Origin of the sequence: Microbacterium testaceum, assembly GCF_020781835.1 — a bacterium.
GTDB lineage: Bacteria > Actinomycetota > Actinomycetes > Actinomycetales > Microbacteriaceae > Microbacterium > Microbacterium testaceum_H.
The window spans coordinates 26,448-42,850 of record NZ_JAJGNJ010000012.1 but is presented as its reverse complement, the minus strand read 5'-3'; the positions used below and the strand labels follow the sequence as shown (position 1 = coordinate 42,850).

At 69.8% G+C, this 16,403-nt stretch carries 15 protein-coding genes and 1 tRNA gene; 5 read left to right on the top strand and 11 right to left on the bottom strand.

Features of this window, described 5'->3' with window-relative positions:
• The first annotated feature begins 220 nt into the window (after nucleotides 1-220).
• The 4 genes from LL239_RS15450 to LL239_RS15435 all read left to right on the top strand — a co-directional run bounded on the left by LL239_RS15450 (nucleotide 221) and on the right by LL239_RS15435 (nucleotide 2,376).
• On the top strand, nucleotides 221-886 hold the full coding sequence (locus LL239_RS15450; protein WP_228164337.1) for a fasciclin domain-containing protein: 666 nt from the start codon (nucleotides 221-223) through the stop codon (nucleotides 884-886).
• 155 nt (nucleotides 887-1,041) lie between these two features.
• Nucleotides 1,042-1,114 (top strand) — tRNA-Lys (locus LL239_RS15445).
• Nucleotides 1,115-1,348: 234 nt separating this feature from the next.
• Nucleotides 1,349-1,699, top strand: a complete 351-nt coding sequence (locus LL239_RS15440; protein ID WP_228164336.1) for an ArsR/SmtB family transcription factor — start codon at nucleotides 1,349-1,351, stop codon at nucleotides 1,697-1,699.
• Nucleotides 1,696-2,376 (top strand): cation diffusion facilitator family transporter, encoded by a 681-nt coding sequence (locus LL239_RS15435; RefSeq protein WP_228164373.1) that lies wholly within the window; start codon nucleotides 1,696-1,698, stop codon nucleotides 2,374-2,376. The genes LL239_RS15440 and LL239_RS15435 overlap by 4 nt, the downstream gene beginning before the upstream one ends.
• A gap of 102 nt (nucleotides 2,377-2,478) precedes the next feature.
• Here LL239_RS15435 and LL239_RS15430 read toward each other — a convergent pair whose 3' ends face one another.
• From LL239_RS15430 to LL239_RS15390, 9 genes are all read right to left on the bottom strand, one after another.
• Nucleotides 2,479-3,909 (bottom strand): AMP-binding protein, encoded by a 1,431-nt coding sequence (locus LL239_RS15430; RefSeq protein ID WP_228164335.1) that lies wholly within the window; start codon nucleotides 3,907-3,909, stop codon nucleotides 2,479-2,481.
• Entirely contained in the window at nucleotides 3,906-5,009 is a 1,104-nt protein-coding gene (locus tag LL239_RS15425) for an MSMEG_0565 family glycosyltransferase (RefSeq protein WP_228164334.1), read from the bottom strand. Before LL239_RS15425 ends, LL239_RS15430 begins: the two co-directional genes overlap by 4 nt.
• A 22-nt stretch (nucleotides 5,010-5,031) precedes the next feature.
• Nucleotides 5,032-5,889 (bottom strand): carbon-nitrogen hydrolase family protein, encoded by an 858-nt coding sequence (locus LL239_RS15420; protein ID WP_228164333.1) that lies wholly within the window; start codon nucleotides 5,887-5,889, stop codon nucleotides 5,032-5,034.
• 33 nt (nucleotides 5,890-5,922) lie between these two features.
• Nucleotides 5,923-7,179 carry an MSMEG_0569 family flavin-dependent oxidoreductase gene (locus tag LL239_RS15415; RefSeq protein WP_228164332.1) on the bottom strand — a complete coding sequence of 419 codons (1,257 nt, stop codon included), beginning with the start codon at nucleotides 7,177-7,179 and terminating at the stop codon, nucleotides 5,923-5,925.
• Nucleotides 7,176-7,475: an MSMEG_0570 family nitrogen starvation response protein gene (locus LL239_RS15410; RefSeq protein WP_228164331.1), complete on the bottom strand. Its 300-nt coding sequence runs from the start codon at nucleotides 7,473-7,475 to the stop codon at nucleotides 7,176-7,178. The genes LL239_RS15415 and LL239_RS15410 overlap by 4 nt, the downstream gene beginning before the upstream one ends.
• Nucleotides 7,468-8,370, bottom strand: a complete 903-nt coding sequence (locus LL239_RS15405; RefSeq protein ID WP_228164330.1) for a carbon-nitrogen hydrolase family protein — start codon at nucleotides 8,368-8,370, stop codon at nucleotides 7,468-7,470. The genes LL239_RS15410 and LL239_RS15405 overlap by 8 nt, the downstream gene beginning before the upstream one ends.
• Before the next feature lie 8 nt (nucleotides 8,371-8,378).
• On the bottom strand, nucleotides 8,379-8,906 hold the full coding sequence (locus LL239_RS15400; RefSeq protein WP_228164329.1) for an MSMEG_0572/Sll0783 family nitrogen starvation response protein: 528 nt from the start codon (nucleotides 8,904-8,906) through the stop codon (nucleotides 8,379-8,381).
• Between the two features lie 102 nt (nucleotides 8,907-9,008).
• A complete protein-coding gene (locus tag LL239_RS15395; RefSeq protein ID WP_228164371.1) occupies nucleotides 9,009-10,400 on the bottom strand; it encodes an MSMEG_0567/sll0787 family protein in 1,392 nt (463 codons plus the stop codon).
• Nucleotides 10,400-11,494, bottom strand: a complete 1,095-nt coding sequence (locus LL239_RS15390; protein ID WP_228164328.1) for an MSMEG_0568 family radical SAM protein — start codon at nucleotides 11,492-11,494, stop codon at nucleotides 10,400-10,402. The genes LL239_RS15395 and LL239_RS15390 overlap by 1 nt, the downstream gene beginning before the upstream one ends.
• Before the next feature lie 184 nt (nucleotides 11,495-11,678).
• Here LL239_RS15390 and LL239_RS15385 point away from each other — a divergent pair, with 184 nt between their 5' ends.
• On the top strand, nucleotides 11,679-13,253 hold the full coding sequence (locus LL239_RS15385; protein WP_228164327.1) for an FAD-dependent monooxygenase: 1,575 nt from the start codon (nucleotides 11,679-11,681) through the stop codon (nucleotides 13,251-13,253).
• A gap of 34 nt (nucleotides 13,254-13,287) precedes the next feature.
• Here the strand turns inward: LL239_RS15385 and LL239_RS15380 are convergent, their stop codons facing one another.
• Together LL239_RS15380 and LL239_RS15375 are read right to left on the bottom strand one after the other, a co-directional pair.
• Entirely contained in the window at nucleotides 13,288-14,736 is a 1,449-nt protein-coding gene (locus tag LL239_RS15380) for an aldehyde dehydrogenase family protein (protein WP_228164326.1), read from the bottom strand.
• A gap of 20 nt (nucleotides 14,737-14,756) precedes the next feature.
• Entirely contained in the window at nucleotides 14,757-16,298 is a 1,542-nt protein-coding gene (locus LL239_RS15375; protein ID WP_228164325.1) for a carotenoid oxygenase family protein, read from the bottom strand.
• Nucleotides 16,299-16,403: the final 105 nt, after the last annotated feature.

Sequence of the window (16,403 nt, the reverse complement as noted above, 5' to 3'; positions counted from 1 at the left end):
GGGGGCGGCGCCGCGGAAACATTCCGAAGAATATTTAGACGCATTTGACCTGGGATTTTCTTCGCTCGCGACCTCGGATCCGACCGATATCTCCCAGGAAAGCGCAATCCGAAGCCGTGGGGGTCCCGAAGACCCTGTGTACGCCGCACGGCGAACCACCCCCCGCACCGGGGTGTCCCACGGGTCGCAGCCGCGGTCCGAACGATTTCGGAGGAATTCCATGCTCACCAAGAAGAAGCCCGTCGTCGCCGGTCTCGCCCTCGTCCTGGGTTCGGCCTTCGCTCTCACCGCATGTTCGGGTGGCTCCACCTCCGGCGAGTCCATGACCGAGGAGACCTCGGCGCCCTCGATGTCGGCATCGCCGTCGGCGTCGTCGGACATGATGGACCCGGCCGCCAACCTCGTCGGCCCCGGCTGCGCCGACTACGCCGCCGCCGTCCCCTCGGGTGCCGGCTCGGTGGAGGGCATGGCCGCTGACCCCGTCGCCGTCGCCGCCTCGAACAACCCGCTGCTGACCACGCTCACCGCGGCCGTCAGCGGTCAGTTGAACCCCAACGTGAACCTGGTCGACACCCTCAACGGTGGCGAGTTCACGGTCTTCGCTCCGGTCGACGACGCGTTCGCCAAGATCGACCCCGCCACCATCGAGACGCTGAAGACCGACACCGACCTGCTGACCAAGATCCTCACGTACCACGTGGTCCCCGGCCAGATGACCCCCGACGAGATCGAGGGCGCGCAGGCCACGGTCGAGGGCCAGGAGGTCACCGTCTCCGGCTCGGGTGACTCGATCATGGTCAACGACGCCAACGTCATCTGCGGCGGCGTTCAGACCGCCAACGCCACCGTGTACCTCATCGACTCGGTGCTGATGCCCCCGATGTAAGTCCTCGGAGCGTGATCACCACGCTTCCGACCGATCGATGAACGATCGGACCTGACGGCGAGCGCCGGACCCCAGGCGAGGGGGTCCGGCGCTCGCTCTTTGCGTGCCGACCCGTGCACGATCCGCCCCGCGCAGGCCGGTAGGCTGGATGCCACGGGCCTCTAGCTCAGTCGGTAGAGCATCGGACTTTTAATCCGCGGGTCGTGGGTTCGAGCCCCACGGGGCCCACACACATAGCCGTTCCTCGATCGCTCACAGAGCATGCGGAGCGTCACGCGTACGAACGTGCCCCGGAAGACTCGACCGTGGCGAGCTCGCACGTCACGAGGTGCTTCGGCGCGCTGCGGAATCGCAACGGGCCTTCCGTCGAGAAGGATCAGCGTCCAGCGATCGCGGGAATGGGCGACAGCCGGACCGAGTACAGGCTTTTCTGTATTCATGACTCGATGTACTCTTGCGGCCATGTCGACCGTCTGCCCCACTGCGACCGCGACGCACACCGCGGCACTGGCTCGTCTCGGGCACGCGCTTTCGGATAACACCCGAACCGGCGTGCTGCTTGCCCTGCGCGAAGCGCCGGCCTACCCCGCCGATCTGGCCGACGCTCTCGGCGTCTCGCGCCAGGTGATGTCGAACCAGCTCGCGTGCCTTCGTGGTTGCGGTCTCGTGGAGGCCGTGCCCGACGGGCGACGCACCTGGTATCGCCTTGCGGATTCTCACCTTGCCCCCGCCCTCGACGAGCTGCTGCGCGTCGTCCTCCACGTCGAGCCCGACTGCTGCGCCGGAGGACGCTGCACGTGCACCCGCGCATGACACCTCCCGCGCCCCGCCTGGCCGACGACCGCCGGCATGTCCTTCAACGTCGTATCCGGTGGATCGTCACCGCGACGATCGGCTACAACCTGATCGAGGCGGTCATCGCGATCACCGCCGGCACGGTGGCATCGTCTGCAGCACTGATCGGGTTCGGCCTGGACTCCACTATCGAGGTCGTCTCGGCGGCCGCGGTGACCTGGCAGTTCACGCGCCGCGATCCCGAACGATGGGAGGCGGGGACGCTGCGCGTGATCGCCGTCGCGTTCTTCGCCCTCGCGGCGTACGTGACCGTCTCCTCGGCGCTTGCGCTCGTCCGCCAGGTCGACATGGAGCACTCCACGCTGGGTATCGTCATCACCGCTCTCAGCGTGGTCATCATGCCGTTCCTCTCGCTCGCAGAACGCCGCGCTGGTCGCGAACTGGGATCGGCAACCGCTGTCGCGGACTCCACACAGACCCTCATCTGCACCTACCTCTCCGCGGCGGTGCTCGTCGGCCTCGTGGTGAACAGCCTGTTCGGGTGGTGGTGGGCGGACGCGATCGCCGGCCTCGTCATCGCCGCGTTCGCGATCCGTGAGGGCATCGAGGCCTGGCGTGGCGACGCGTGCGCGACATCGGTCGGCATGCTTCTCGAGGAGGAGCACGACGAACACGACCACGATCGACACCACTGAGCGTCAAGACCTACGCACCGGAGACGCCGCTCGCCCGGATCGCCGCCGATGCCGAAGCGGCGCGCGAACCGGAAAGGTGTCGAGCTCGCGCCCGACCGGCGCTCAGCCGCGGAACCGCTCGGCCACAGCCGAACGCCGCACCTTTCCCGCATCGTTGCGCAGCGGTGTCGTGGACAGGTGGAGGACGTCGGGAGCGCGCCGGCCCAGGTGAGCACGCGCGTCGGCGGCGACGAGCGGGAGGGCCGTGGCATCCGTCAGCCGGACGGCCGCATGGACGACCTGGCCGAACTCTTCGTCGGACACGCCGAAGGCAACCGCTTCGACCACCGCGGGGTGCGCTTCGAGAACCGCCTCGACCGTGGCGGGGGCGATCTTGTCCCCGCCCCGGTTGATGACGTCGTCGGCCCGATCGTGCAGGAACAGGTAGCCGTCGGCATCCAGGTGACCGACGTCACCGAGCGTGTCCCATCCGTCACCGTCGCGGCGGGAGGTCGCGCCCACGTAGGAGTAGGCGGCCGCGTCGCCGCGTCGCATCCACACCAGCCCCTCCCGTCCGGCCGGGAGATCGACACCGCGGTCGTCGCGGACACGGACGCGGGTGCCACCGATCGGCCTCCCCACGCTGCCGGGCCGCTCGAGCCACTCCACACCCGTGATCCGCGTGAGGCCGTTGGACTCGCTCCCGGCGTACACCTCGTCGACACGCTCGGGACCGAGCCAGTCGAGGAACGCGCGCTTGAGGGCCGGGGCGCACGGAGCCCCCATGTGCAGCACGCTCTCGATGGTCTCGACCCGCTTCACCGCCCGCACCTCGGGCGGAAGGCGCAGCAATCGCGCCATCATGGCGGGAACCAGCAGCCCCCACGTCGCACGGTGGGTCTCGACGGCCGCGATCCACGCCTCGGGGTCGAACCGGTCGAGGACGACGAGCCGGTGCCCCGTCAGCAGACCCCGGAACGCATACGTGAAAACCGCCGAATGCCAGAGCGGCCCGGCGACGATCTGCGTCGCCACGCGCGGCAGGAACTCGGCGACGGGACGAGAGGGATCGAGGGTCGCCGGCGCCGCCGCCCGCACGATCTTCGGCCGCCCCGTCGATCCCGACGTCGCCGGAGCCTTCCAGCACGAGGCCGCCAGATCTGGCAGCGCGCCCGGGCGCGGATCGACGCGAACCTCGGACACCCACGGGATGCCGGCCGACGAGGGTCGGATGCCGATGGCCGCCGCAGGTCGCGCGATCCCCTCGAGCTCCGCGCGCTCCGCCGCCGTGAGCTCGGGCGACAGCGGCTGCGGCGTCGCACCGGCGCGCCAGATGCCGAAGCACGCGATCACCATGTCCCTCCCGTTGGGCAGGGAGACGGCCACGGTGTCGTCGAGCCGGACGCCGCGGCCGACCAGCTCGTGGGCGAGCGCCGAGGTGGCGGCATCCAGTTCTCCGGCGGTCAGGACGCCCTCGGCGTCGACCACGATCGGCTCGTCCGTGTCGGACCGCGCCCGGTCGGCGAGGATCGCCGAGAAGGAGCGCGTCGTCATCGCGGACTTCCGAGCGGCACGCGCGCGTAGAACTCCTCGTGCGCTCGCGCGGCCCGATCCCACGTGTGCGCGCGGGCAAGCACGCGTCCGCCCTCGGCGTCGGTCGACGCCGCCCCGCGCAGCACGGCGTCGAGCTGCCCGGCGATCTCGGCTGGCGTCGAGCCGTAGAGCACCGTGTCGCCGAACACCTCGCGGATGACCGGCAGATCGCGCGCGATCACCGGCGTCGAGGCGGCGAGCGCTTCCATCGCGGCGAGGCCGAACCCCTCCTTGGTGGACACAAACGCCAGCGCGCGGGCCTCGGCGACGAGGGCCGGCAGCGCGTCGTCGTCGACCGGTCCCAGCACGGTCGGATGGATGCCGAGCTCCGCGGCGCGTGCGTCGAAGCGCTCGCGGTAGTCGCGGTAGTCGAAGAGCGTCTCGCCGCCGCCGAATACCAGGCGCAGCCCCGGGTGGGCGTTCCGCGTGAGGGCGTAGGCGTCGAGGAGGTCGATCGAACCCTTCCGCGGCTCGATGCCTCCGAGCGCCAGCACGTACACGCCCAGCCGCGCCCGCCACGCCGCGCGCGCGTCCGCGTCCGACGACGCGACGGAGAACCGCTCGGCATCCACGCCGTTCGCGATCACCTCGGGGCGCACGCCGTAGTCCTCCTCCACCTCGCGTGCCACCGCGTGCGAGACGCACAGCCGAGCGACCGGCTCGGTGACGGCCCGGTCGTGGCACGCGACCAGCTGAGGCGTCGTGAACGAGTCGAGGTGGTGGATCGTGCGGACGACGGGGATGCCGCGCCGCAGCGCCGCGTTCGCGGAGATGCAGTCCTGCGCGTGCACGACATCGGCATCCGTGTCCAGGGCTGCGGCCATCACCTCGATGGAGCGTTCGATGCGCTCGCCCACGCCCTCGCCGTCGCGCGGCGGGAAGGGGACGACCCGCACGTCGACGCGCGGATCAACGGGACGGAAGAACGCCGTGTCGTCACCGCGGCCGAGGGTCCAGACCTCGACGTCGTGGCCCCGGGCGGCGAGCGCCTCGGCGAGCGCGAGAGTGTGGACGACCCCGCCGCGGGGCTTGGTGGAGTAGGTCAGCTGCGCGATGCGCATCGGTGTCCTTTCCGGGCGCGGCCTAGACCGGGGCGGTGAGCCGGTAGGCGTGCTCGGCGCGCTGCGCCAGGTGATTGAGCGAGCGGCGTGCCCGCGCGATGTCGGCGGAGATGTCGGCCTTCGCGACGGCGAGACCGCCCTTCGCCCACGTCTTCGCCACGATCTCTCCGGCCGGGTCGACGACCTTCGCCTGACCGAGGAAGCGAAGCCCACCCAGGACGCCGGTCTGGTTCGACGACACGAGGTACACCTGGTTCTCGGCGGCGCGGGCGCAGTCGTACAGGTCGAACAGGTGAGCCTGGCGGTCGTTGCGGATGCGGTCCGACCGATCGGTCACGCTCGCCGGCCACGCGCTGAGACAGGCGATGACCTGCGCGCCGTCGAGCGCGAGCGAACGCGCGGCCTCGGGAAAGGTCTTGTCGAAATCGATCAGCATCCCGATGCGCCCCGCGGGGGTGTCGAACGCGTGGAAGTCGGTGCCCGCGGCGTAGACCTCGGACTCTCCCAGCGGCAGGTGCACCTTGCGGTGGACCCCGAGCACGCCGTCGCCGGTCACACACACCGCGGAGTTGTAGCGGCGCTCCTCGCCGTCCTCGACGGCGTGCTCGGCGATGCCGAAGCACACCGTCATGTCGCCGGCGAGAGCGATGATCGCCGCCACCTCGGGTCCGTCGATCTCGACCGAGTGCGGGATGCCGTCACTCTCGTCGACCGGGTGGTGGAGGTCCAGCAGATACCCGCCGATCGTGGCATCCGGGAGAACGAGCAGGTCGACCCCGCGCTCGCGTGCGTCGCCGACGATGCCGGGCAGCTTCGCGAGCGTGCGATCGATGTCGCGGCCGAAATGGGCCGCCACCGCAGCCATCGTCACGGATGCCATTTCTCGAGGGTACGCGGTCGCCGTGCGGGCCGCTCAGCGCACCGCGAAGACGTCGCGCGCTGCCGCCACGACGGATCCGGCGACGTGCTCGGCATCCCGGGCGATCGCGTGGAAACGGCCCGAGCCCCATGTGTGCAGCCACGGCAGACCCACGAACGAGAACCCGGGGACCGTCGTCGCGCCGCGCTCGTGCACGGGGTGCCCGTGGACGTCGAGCACGTCGAGATCGCCGAGCCACGACCAGTCCGCGCGGAAGCCGATCGCCCAGACCACCGCGTCAATCTCGGCGAGGTCGAGCAGCGTCGGGCCCGCCTCGGGACTCCACTCCGGCCGGTAGCGGGCCTCGGTCGGGGCGTCGATCCCCTCGCGGGCGATGTAGGCGTCGATGTCGTTCTTGATCGACTCGGCCACCGAGTCGGCGTGGTCGAGGTTGGCGGCGAGGCTGTCGTCGAAGGCGAGCGTGCCCCGGGAGACGCCGATCGCGCGTCCGTGGAGGCGCATCCCCTGCGCGGCGAACGCCCGCAGATCGATGTCGCGCCCGCCGTCGCGCCCCGTGACGTAGTGGTTGGTCGCGGCGCGCTTCGCAGCGGCCTGTGCGCCCGCCGGCACGTCGTACACGCCCATGTCGGCCAGCCACGTCATGCAGTCGCGGCCCCGGTAGAACCGCGCGACGCGGGGGGCACGTCCGACCGCGAGGTGCACGCGGCGTCCCTCGAGGTGGAGGTCTTCGGCGATCTGCGTGCCCGACTGCCCCGTGCCGACGACGAGGACGGTCCCCGGGAGCTGAGCGGCGTTGCGGTAGTGATGCGAGTGCATCTGCACGATGCGCTCCGGCAGGTCATCGGCCCACGATGGCGTGATGGGACGGTGGTACCCGCCCGTGGCCGACGTCACCGTGTCGGCCGTGATCTCGCCGACACTGGTCTGCACGACGAACACCCCGTCGTCCCGGCGATCCACGCGGTGCACCTCCACGCCCTCGGCGAGCGGCGCGTCGAACGTGTCGGCGTAGCCGCGCACCCACGCGTACACCTCGTCGCGGGTCATGAACCCGTCGGGGTCGGGACCGTCGTACGCGTAGCCGGGGAGCCGGCAGTGCCAGTTCGGTGTCACCAGCGTGAAGTTGTCCCACCGCCCGTCGCGCCACTCGTGCGCCGCGGACTCGCGCTCGATCACGACGTGCCGCACCCCGGCGCGGGTCAAGTGCCAGCTGACCGAGAGTCCGGCCTGCCCGCCCCCGACGATCACGGCGGCGTAGTGGTCGCCGGGCCGGAGCTCGACGGGGATCACGACGCCTCCGCCGGGAGGGGCGGCTCCATGCGCAGCACGGTGACCTCTCCCCCGGCGTAGCCGGCCGCGGCGCGCACGATCTCGTCGCGGGATGCCATGGCCGACGTGCACGCGAAACCGTACGCTGCCCGCACGCGTTCACCCGCGGCATCCAGGGCTTCACCGGCGCGCGCCGCGAAGTCGGCCACCCCGTAGCTCTCGCCCGTCGTGAGGTAGTCGTGCATGACGAGACTCGGCGAATAGTGCGAGGACTCGGCACCGTCGGGCCAGCGGACGGCGAAGCGCATCTCAGGCATGGGCCAGCTCCCTCCACCCCTCGACGTGTTCACCGGCCGTCTCGGCGACCGGACCGTAGACGTCGGGCCGACGGTCGCGCAGGTGGAACATGCCCCCGCGCATCGCGCGGAAGGTCTCGGCCACATCGATCTCGGCGATCGCGAGCCCGGTGCCGAGCAACGTCGTGGCGAGGATGTTCCCGCCCGGGTCGACGACCTTCGCATTCCCGACGTAGCGGAGCGACCCGAAGGTGCCCGACTGATTGGATGCCAGCCAGAACACCTGGTTGTCCAGGGCGCGGGCGATGTCGAACTGGTTGAACCGATAGGTCCACCGATCGTCCTGGAGGTTCTCCGCGGTGGCGGTGCGCGCCGCCGGCCACGCCGACAGGCTCACCACGATCTCGGCGCCGTCCAGCGCCAGCATGCGCGCGGCCTCGGGGAATGCCTTGTCGTAGCAGATCTGCATCCCCACGCGTCCGACGGGGGTGTCGAACGCCTCGTACGTGTCTCCGGCCGAGTACGACATGTTCTCGCCGAGCGGCTGGTGGACCTTCCGGTACGAGCCGTAGATGTTCTCGCCGTCCAGGCACACCGCCGCGTTGTAGCGCGTCTCACCGTCGTCGGCCAGCTCGCAGAAGCCGATCGTCACGATCATGTCGCCCACCAGCTCCTGCACCCGAGCGATCTCGGGGCCGTCGAGCCGGATCGCCGGCGGCATCGACCGGGTGGTCGTCTTGACGGTGTCTCCGTGATTGCCGAGCGACGAGAGGTAGCCGCCGATCGCGGCCTCGGGGAACGCCAGGAACGACACTCCCGCGGCCCGCGCCTCGGCCACCAGGTCGGCGATGAGCGCGTAGTTCTGCTCCAGGTCCCGGGTGAAGTTCGCCGAGACGGAGGCGACGGTGATCGACATGGCGAGCCTCAGAGGTTGTAGGTCGAGTTGATGATCGCGCCCTTGCGCGCGTAATAGATGAGCGCGTCCTGCACGTCGAGCGGGTGGGCGGGGATGACGCCCTCGATGAGGTCCTCTTCGCGGATGCCGTGCAGCGCGAGGCCGAACCGGCAGCAGTAGACCGTTCCGCCCTCCTTGATGAACGTCTCGAGGGAGTTGTTCATGTTCAGTTCGCCGGGGAAGCCCGCGTCGCCCGTGGTGGGGAAGCCGCGGTTCGCGGTGGCGGCGAGGGTGCCGGGGCCGTACAGGTAGATGGCCGACTCGAAGCCCTTGCGGAGCGCTCGGGTCGCCTGCAGGATCGCGACGAAGCTCACCGAGGACTCGTGCGGGATGCCGTGGATGAGCGTGAAATACGTCTCACCGTCCTCGGCCTGGAAGTCGGGGAACAGCTTGGTCGAGCCGTAGATGTTGCTGCCCTTGGGGAGCGAGGGGTGCGGGATCTCGCCGAGGGACTTGGCGATGTTCTCCGCGATCTGGGCGTCGAGGTCGGTGGTCATGGTCGTGTCCTTCGCGTCGGTGGAGCCGGGGATGGAGCGCGTGTCTGATATCAGGCTCGCGTGCAGGTGTTTCGTTTTGGTTTCGTCCGGAAAGAGCTTGCGTTACGCCTTGCCGAGGCCGGTCGCTCCGGCATCCAGGGCTCGGGTCTCGACGCCGTCGGGCCAGCGCAGCACCACGCCCGGAATCGCGGTGAGCTCGCCGATCGTCGACGACTCCGCCAGCGGTGAGGCGATCTCGGGCGCGTCGGCGGTCACCATGCCGAACCCGGGGAAACAGGTCAGCCAGTCCCCGAACGCGACGCCGTCGGGTGCCGGGACATCGGCCACATCGATGCGCGCACCCGTCCCCGACGCCTCGGCCAGCATCGCCGCCGTACCGACGAGACCTGCCATGCTCACGTCCTTCGCGGCCGCCGGGCGATGGTCGGCGATCAGAGCCGCCAGATGCCGCAGCTCTTCCCCCGTGCGTGTCGACGTGGAGTCCCACTGGCGTCCCTCGAATCCGCGACGCCAGCGGCCGTGCAGGTCGACGGTCAGACCCAGCCGGTGCCCCGCGCGGCCTCCCCCACCGGGGATCGGCGTGGTCGTGCGCCCCAGCGCCGTCACCGCGAGCGAGGACGCTCCCCGCACCTGTGTGTGGCCGCCGAGTAGGGGGACGCCCCAGGCGACCGCGGCGCTGCGCAGCCCCGAGACGATGCGGCGCACGGCCGACGGGGTGGGTGCCGACACGGCATCCATGAGCCCCACCGCTCGGGCCCCCATCGCCGACAGGTCGTTGACGTTGACCAGCACCCCGCACCACCCGGCCCACTCCGGGTCCTTGTCGATGAGAGCGGGAAGGATCGCATCGGTGGCGACCACGACGTCGGTCCCCGACACCAACGCGCCATCGTCACCCACCCAGCCGTCGCCTCCCAGCCCCTGCGGATGGTCGTCGCGGATGCCGGCGAGCACGTCGCCGAGCGGCAGCTTCATCGCGTCGACGAGATCGGCGATGCGCTCGATGGGCCAGCGCATCCGCACGTGCGGGACGTCTCCGATCACGGCCTCCCCCCAACGCACCCAGCCGAGATGCCGGAACAGGGGTTCGTTGCGCTCCTGCACGGTGGCGTCGAAGCGCAGCACGCCGCGGCTCAGGGCCTCGCGGCAGGCCGCCCGGACGAGGGCCGAGCCGATGCCGCCGGCGTGGCGGGCGGCCCGCCGGACGACCAGGCGCCCACCCGTCCACCAGCCGATGTCGCGCGCGGTGGCCGGCGCGAGCCGCACCCCGCCGAGCACGTCGCCCGTGGCCGTGGTCGCGACCAGCACGACGGTGCGCGGATCGTCGTCAATGTCGTCGTGGTCCGTCCCGGCGAACAACCCCTGCTCGTCGACGAAGACATCGCGCCGGATCGCGCGATAGGCGGCGAGGTCCGCGGCATCCGCGACCCGGATGACCCACGCGGGGGTCTCGCGGAGCCGCGGAGCGCCGGTGAGCACCGGCACGTCGAACATCACGCGCCCGCCGTCTTGAGGATGCTGCACGCGCCGCACGCCGCGCAGCCCGCGCGCTGATCCTCCCCGCGCATCCCGGCCCCGTGCAGCAGTGCCGCCACCCGGGAGGTGATGTCGTCGACGACCGCACGGTGCGGCGCCGGGACCTTGTCGACGTCGGTCGCGAGCGTGCCCTTGAGGGGACGGAAGGGGACGACGAAGGGGTAGACCCCCATCTCGATGAGCTCGCGCGCACCCTCGACCGCTTCATCGGGATCTTCACCCATTCCGACGATGAGGTACGTCGACACCTGGTTCCACCCGAACACGCGCACGGCTTCCCGCCACGCCGCGCGGTACTCGTCCATGCTCACGCGCGACTTCCCCGGCATCCACCGTCGACGCACGTCGTCGTCCATCGACTCGACATGGATGCCGATCGAGCGGGCGCCGGCGTCGTAGAGATCGGTGATCGCCTGCAGGTCGGCGGGCGGTTCGCACTGCACCTGGATCTCGAGCTGCGGCACGGCCGCCTTGACCGCGCGCACGCACCGGGCCAGGTGCTTCGCGCCCCGATCCCACCCGTTGGACGTTCCGGTCGTCATGACCATGTGCGTGACGCCGTCGAGGCGCACCGCCGCCTCGGCCACCTCGGCCAGCATGGCGGGCGTCTTGACGGCGATGGTCGTGCCGGCATCGAGGGACGCCTCGATCGCGCAGAAGCGGCACCGCTCGCTCTCGTCGTAGCGCACGCACGTCTGCACGACGGTGGTCGCGAGCACGTTCTTGCCGTGCAGCTTCGCGATCTTGTCGTACGCGACCCCCTCGTCGGTCTGCAGGTCGTAGAACTTCGGCCGCACGACCGGCGCGACGTCGAAACCAAGGTCGGCGCCGTCGCGGGTCAGTCGCCCCGACGCGGTGATCACGTACGGACTGTTCGGGTTGAGGGGGATGGCCGCACCCTCGCCGTCGAGCACGAAGTGCCCGTCGTCGCTGGGACCGGCTCCGCCGGTGCGGCGGACGGGCGCGTCGCTGCGGACGCCGAGCAGGGCTAGGCTGACACGCGTCGATACACGATCACTGTCGGCTGGTGCGAGCGCTGAAGCGTTGTCCATGCAGTCCAGTAGAACCACGGAGTGTTTCCGTACGACGGCGATCGGATAGCGATCGCGTTTCGTGCGAGGCTCGCCTCCGAGCGCGAGAGCAGGCGTGGCGGATGCAGACCGAGAAGGTCTACGGTGACCTCACTCCACGACGACAGCTCGTGCTCAGTCGTCGATTCGCAGGACCACCTTTCCGATGCTGGTTCGCTGTTCCAGCAACCTCATCGTCGGGGGTGGACCCGTCGGCATCGTCGCGGCGCTGCTCCTCATCCGATCCGGAGTGGATGTGGTCGTGTTCGAGCGCTATGCGTCGATGCTCGCGGCGCCCAAGGCGCACCTGATCAGCCCCCGATCCCTCGAGATCCTCACGACCGCCGGCATCCCCGTGGAGCGCCTGGAGGCCTTGGCCCCGCCGCGCACCGCGAACACCAAGGCCTGGTACGTCAACTCCCTCGCGGGCCGAGCGTTCGGTTGGCGGCCCTACGAACCCGGCACCGAGCGCGGACAGTTCGCGGAACGCCTGAACATCGCCCAGCCCCTCTTGGAGAACGCGCTCCGCGAGCACCTGGAAGCAATCAAGCCCGGCACCCTGCGCACGGAGCATCGGTGGATCCGTTCCCTGACCGACGACGAAGGGGTGCTGTCCGAGATCCATGGCCCGGACGGGTCGTATCACCTTCGCAGTTCGTATCTGATCGCCGCCGACGGCGCCGGGAGCGGTATCCGCGAGTCGCTGGGCATTCGGATGCAAGGTCCGCCGCCCCCCGACGCCCGCGCGACGATCCACTTCGAAGCCGATCTCCGCGATCTCGTGGGCGGCCGCCAGGGGATGTTGTACTTCGTGGGGAACGAGCGCACCGAAGGCACCCTCCTGGCCTACGACCCGGCTTCCACGTGGGCCTACCTGTGCGCCCCGTTGACCCCCGAGACCGCCGAACGGGATGCCGTCGACATCATCCGCGCGGCGATCGGAGCCGATCGCCCGTTCGAGATCAAGGGCATCTCGTCGTGGACCGTGGCCGCTGAAGTCGCCGAGCGCTACGCCGATCGACGGACCTTCCTCGTGGGCGACGCCGCGCATCGCTTCCCACCGACCGGCGGCCTCGGCTTGAACACGGGGCTGGGGGATGCGGACAACCTCGCCTGGAAGATCTCGGCCGTGCTGCACGGATGGGCCGCGCCCGGCCTCCTGGACACCTACGACAGCGAACGACGACCGGTCGGAGAGCAGAATCGCGACCAGAGCTTGGCCAACCTCGTCGACCTCATGCAGGTCTACCCCGCCATGATCGCCTACGACGAGCACCGTGACGACGAACTCCTCCAGCGGAAGATCGATCGCCAGCTCGCAGCCGTCAACACCATCGGTCTGCAGTTGGGCTATCGCTACGGCGGCGGCAAGGAGATCACGGTCCTCACCCACGAACCCACCGCGGAAGTGGGCGATCACGTACCGGCCGTGCCACTGGCCATCGGCAGCGGCATCCGCTCGATCATCGATCGCAAGGGATTCTCCCTCCTCGTCGCGCCCGGCGCCGGGGCGCGCTGGGCGTCCGCCCTCGCCCGGTCGCCGCTCGCACCGCGGGTCGTCGAAGTCGAACTCGCGTTCGAGGAGGACTCCTGGTGGAACGCTCTCCTCGGTCTTATCGACGACGGCGCTGTCCTCGTCCGGCCCGATGCCCACATCCTCGGTCGCTACGCCTCCCCGAGCGAGAGTCCTCAGGTCATCACGGCAATCGCCGGCCTCCCGCAGACAGAACCGGCCCGCTGAGCGGTCGCCCCGGGAGTCCGGGGCGACCGCTCGATCAGAACGGATACTTCTCGATGTGCGACTGGATGGTCACCCACTGCAGCTCGCAGAACGTGTCCACGTTCACGGAGGAGCCGAAATGTCCTCCGACACCGGATGCCTTCGTTCCCCCGAACGGTGCGACGGCCTCGTCATCGACCGTCTGATCGTTGATGTGTACCGCTCCGGAGTGGATGCGGTCGGCGAGCTCGAACGCCCGGTACGGGTCGCCGGTCAGGATCGAGACGGACAAGCCGTACTCGGAGGAGTTGATGATGTCGATGGCCTCATCGACGGTGTCGTACGCGACCACGGGTGCCACCGGCCCGAAGACCTCCTGCTCGAACGCCGGAGCGTCGAGCGGAACACCCGAAAGGACCGTGGGGCGGTAGAAGAGCCCGTCCGAGACCCCTCCCGCCTCGAGCGCCGCCCCGGCCGCGAGCGTCTCCGCGACGATGCTCTCGACGCGCCTGAGTTGTCCGTCGTCGATGATGGGACCCAGCGCATTCGCGGGATCGGTGGGGTCGCCCACCGTGATGCGATCGGCGATCTCGGCGAGCCGTCTCGTGTATTCCGCCGCCATCTCGCGGGGGACCAGGTGTCGACCCGTGGTCATGCAGATCTGGCCCTGGTGAAGGAATGACCCCCACGCGCCCGCCGAGGCCGCCGCCTCGACGTCGGCGTCGGGCAGGACCAGAAGGGCGTTGTTCCCGCCCAACTCCAGGTGCACCTTCTTCAGGAGCGGTCCCGCGGCTTCTCCGATCCGCCGGCCGGCGGCCGTCGACCCGGTGAAAGAGATGCACGGAACGTGCGGGTGTGCAACGAGCGCGGCGCCGATCTCGGCACCTCCGGGAAGCACGTGCAGAAGTCCGTCGGGGAGGCCCGCCTCGGCCAGGATCTCGGCGAGGACGAGACCTCCGGACACCGGTGTCCGCGGGTCCGGCTTCAGGATCACGGCGTTGCCGAGAGCGAGCGCCGGAGCCACCGAGCGCATCGCCAGGATGGCCGGGAAGTTGAAGGGGCTGATGACACCGACGACGCCCACGGGAACGTATCGCCCGATCGACGTGCGCGGCTTCATGCTCCGCAGGAGTTCGCCATACGGTTGGGCAGCCACGGCGGCGCCCGCGGCGAACTCCGACGCGACCAGGGCTGTCTCGAACGCCGCCTTCCCGTGCCCGGAGCCCGACTCTGGCACGAGCCACCGAACCAGTCGGTCGGGGTCATCCTCGAGGAGGGCGGCGGCACGACGCATCACCGCCGACCGCTCGGTGTACGGCAGCGCTGCCCACGAGGCTTGAGCGCGGACCGCTGCCGCGACGGCATCCTCCAGGTCGTCGATCGTGGCCCCGCCCACCCGGGAGAGCGCCTCCCCCGTCGCCGGAGCGACGACGTCGATCGCCTCGCCGCGACCGGGGACGAATCCTCCCGTCGAGAAGATCCGTTCGTCCCACTTCTCAGCCATCAGTTCTCTCCTTCTTCTTCTCAGCGTCGTGTCGCCACGGCCGTGCGGTGGGCCGCGAGAGCGGCGTCGAGCTGCTCCGCGTCCGCCCACGAGCCGTGGAAGGCGAACGGCACACGCACCGGCAGCTGGATGCGCGCCAGCGGGGCCGGCGTGAACGACGCCGTCTCATGGACGAGCACCTCCGACAGCCCCGTCTGCCTGTTCCACCACAGGGACAGCAGGTATCCGTCGTTCTCTTCCACCGATCCGCGCCGCGCCACGAAGATGGGCTCACTCGGATTGGTGAGATCCTCGGCGCCCTCCACGATGATCGTCTGCCCCGTACCGAAGTCGAAACGGGCGAGGCCGTCCGTCATCGTCTCGGGCGTGAGCGCACGCGTCGTCGCGAAGTAGCCGTACTGCAGCTCTCGCCCCAGGAACGCGTCGTTGATCTTCGGGAATTCGCCGGCGACGCCGCTGAGCATTCGGTGGGTCACTCGCTTGGTGACCGTGTCCAGCTCGAAGCGCCAGGCCATGGCGGGCGGGAACCAGTTGTGCGAATCGTGCGTGCTGTCGCCGTCGTCGACGGGGTTGCCCAGGCGCGCGATCACGTGGAGGTCGACGACGATGCGCTGGTCGGTCTCGAACGCGTTGAAGAAGTGCGTCGGCGCGAGCATCGTGCCCGTGTCGTACCAGGTGACGCGCTTCGTCCGTCGATCCAGCACGGCGAATCTGCTGCCGCCCGGGACGGCGTCCTCATCCCACAGCACGCCCGGCCGGCCCTGCATGATCCGATCCAGCCGGAACTGCGTCGGCGAGATGAGGAAGATCGCATGGTGCTCGCTGACGATGTAGTCGTGCACCATGGCGGGGCACCCCATGTCGAAGGTGACGCTGTCCAGAATCCGCGCGTCGCGCGCATCCGCCTCGTACCAGGTGAGGTTGTTCCCGACGGCGGCGAAGAAGAGCATGTTCCCCGTGCGGGGGTCCAGCTTGTAGTGAGCCGTGCAGAGGACGTCGATGCCGCCGTTGAAGTCGTACGTTCCGATCGTGTCCAGCGTGCCGGGATCGAGGGAGTGGGGCAGACCTCCTTCGAAATACACGAGCAGGTGGTCGGCGAAGATGCCGACGTTGGTGTTCGCGACGTTCTTCGAACGGGGGGCTCCGGGCGGAAGCTGTCGCGGCGACAATCCCGAACCGTTCACGAACCCGCTGTAGAGGGCCTCCCCCGCTTCCACCTCGATCTTCATCGAGTCGGTCAAGACCCACTTCATCCGGAACGACGCCTTTCCGTCGCGGATGTAGGTCGCCGCCACGCCCCCGTCGCCCTCCCACCAGTGGTACCGGTCGGGCTCACGCGGCGCGAAACGAGGATTGTTCGCAATGCGGAACAGCGCCCCCGCGAGATCGTCGGGTATCCGACCGATCACCGGCAGATCGAACGCCTCCGATTCCTCCGCCCACGGAGCGAAGGGTCCGTTGAGGAACTTGTTCGAGGTGTCCCAGTCCACATCCTGCACGTGGCGTGGAGGCGTGACTCGAGGGAGGAACTGGGTCGGGGAGACGAGGGGCTCATAGGCCATGGCGGGTCCTTTCGGTGAGGGGACAGCAGGTACGAGGGCACCTGTCGCCCGTCGGTCACGGGGTGTCGAAGTCGTCGACCGTCACGTGGTCGGCTCGGTCGGTCG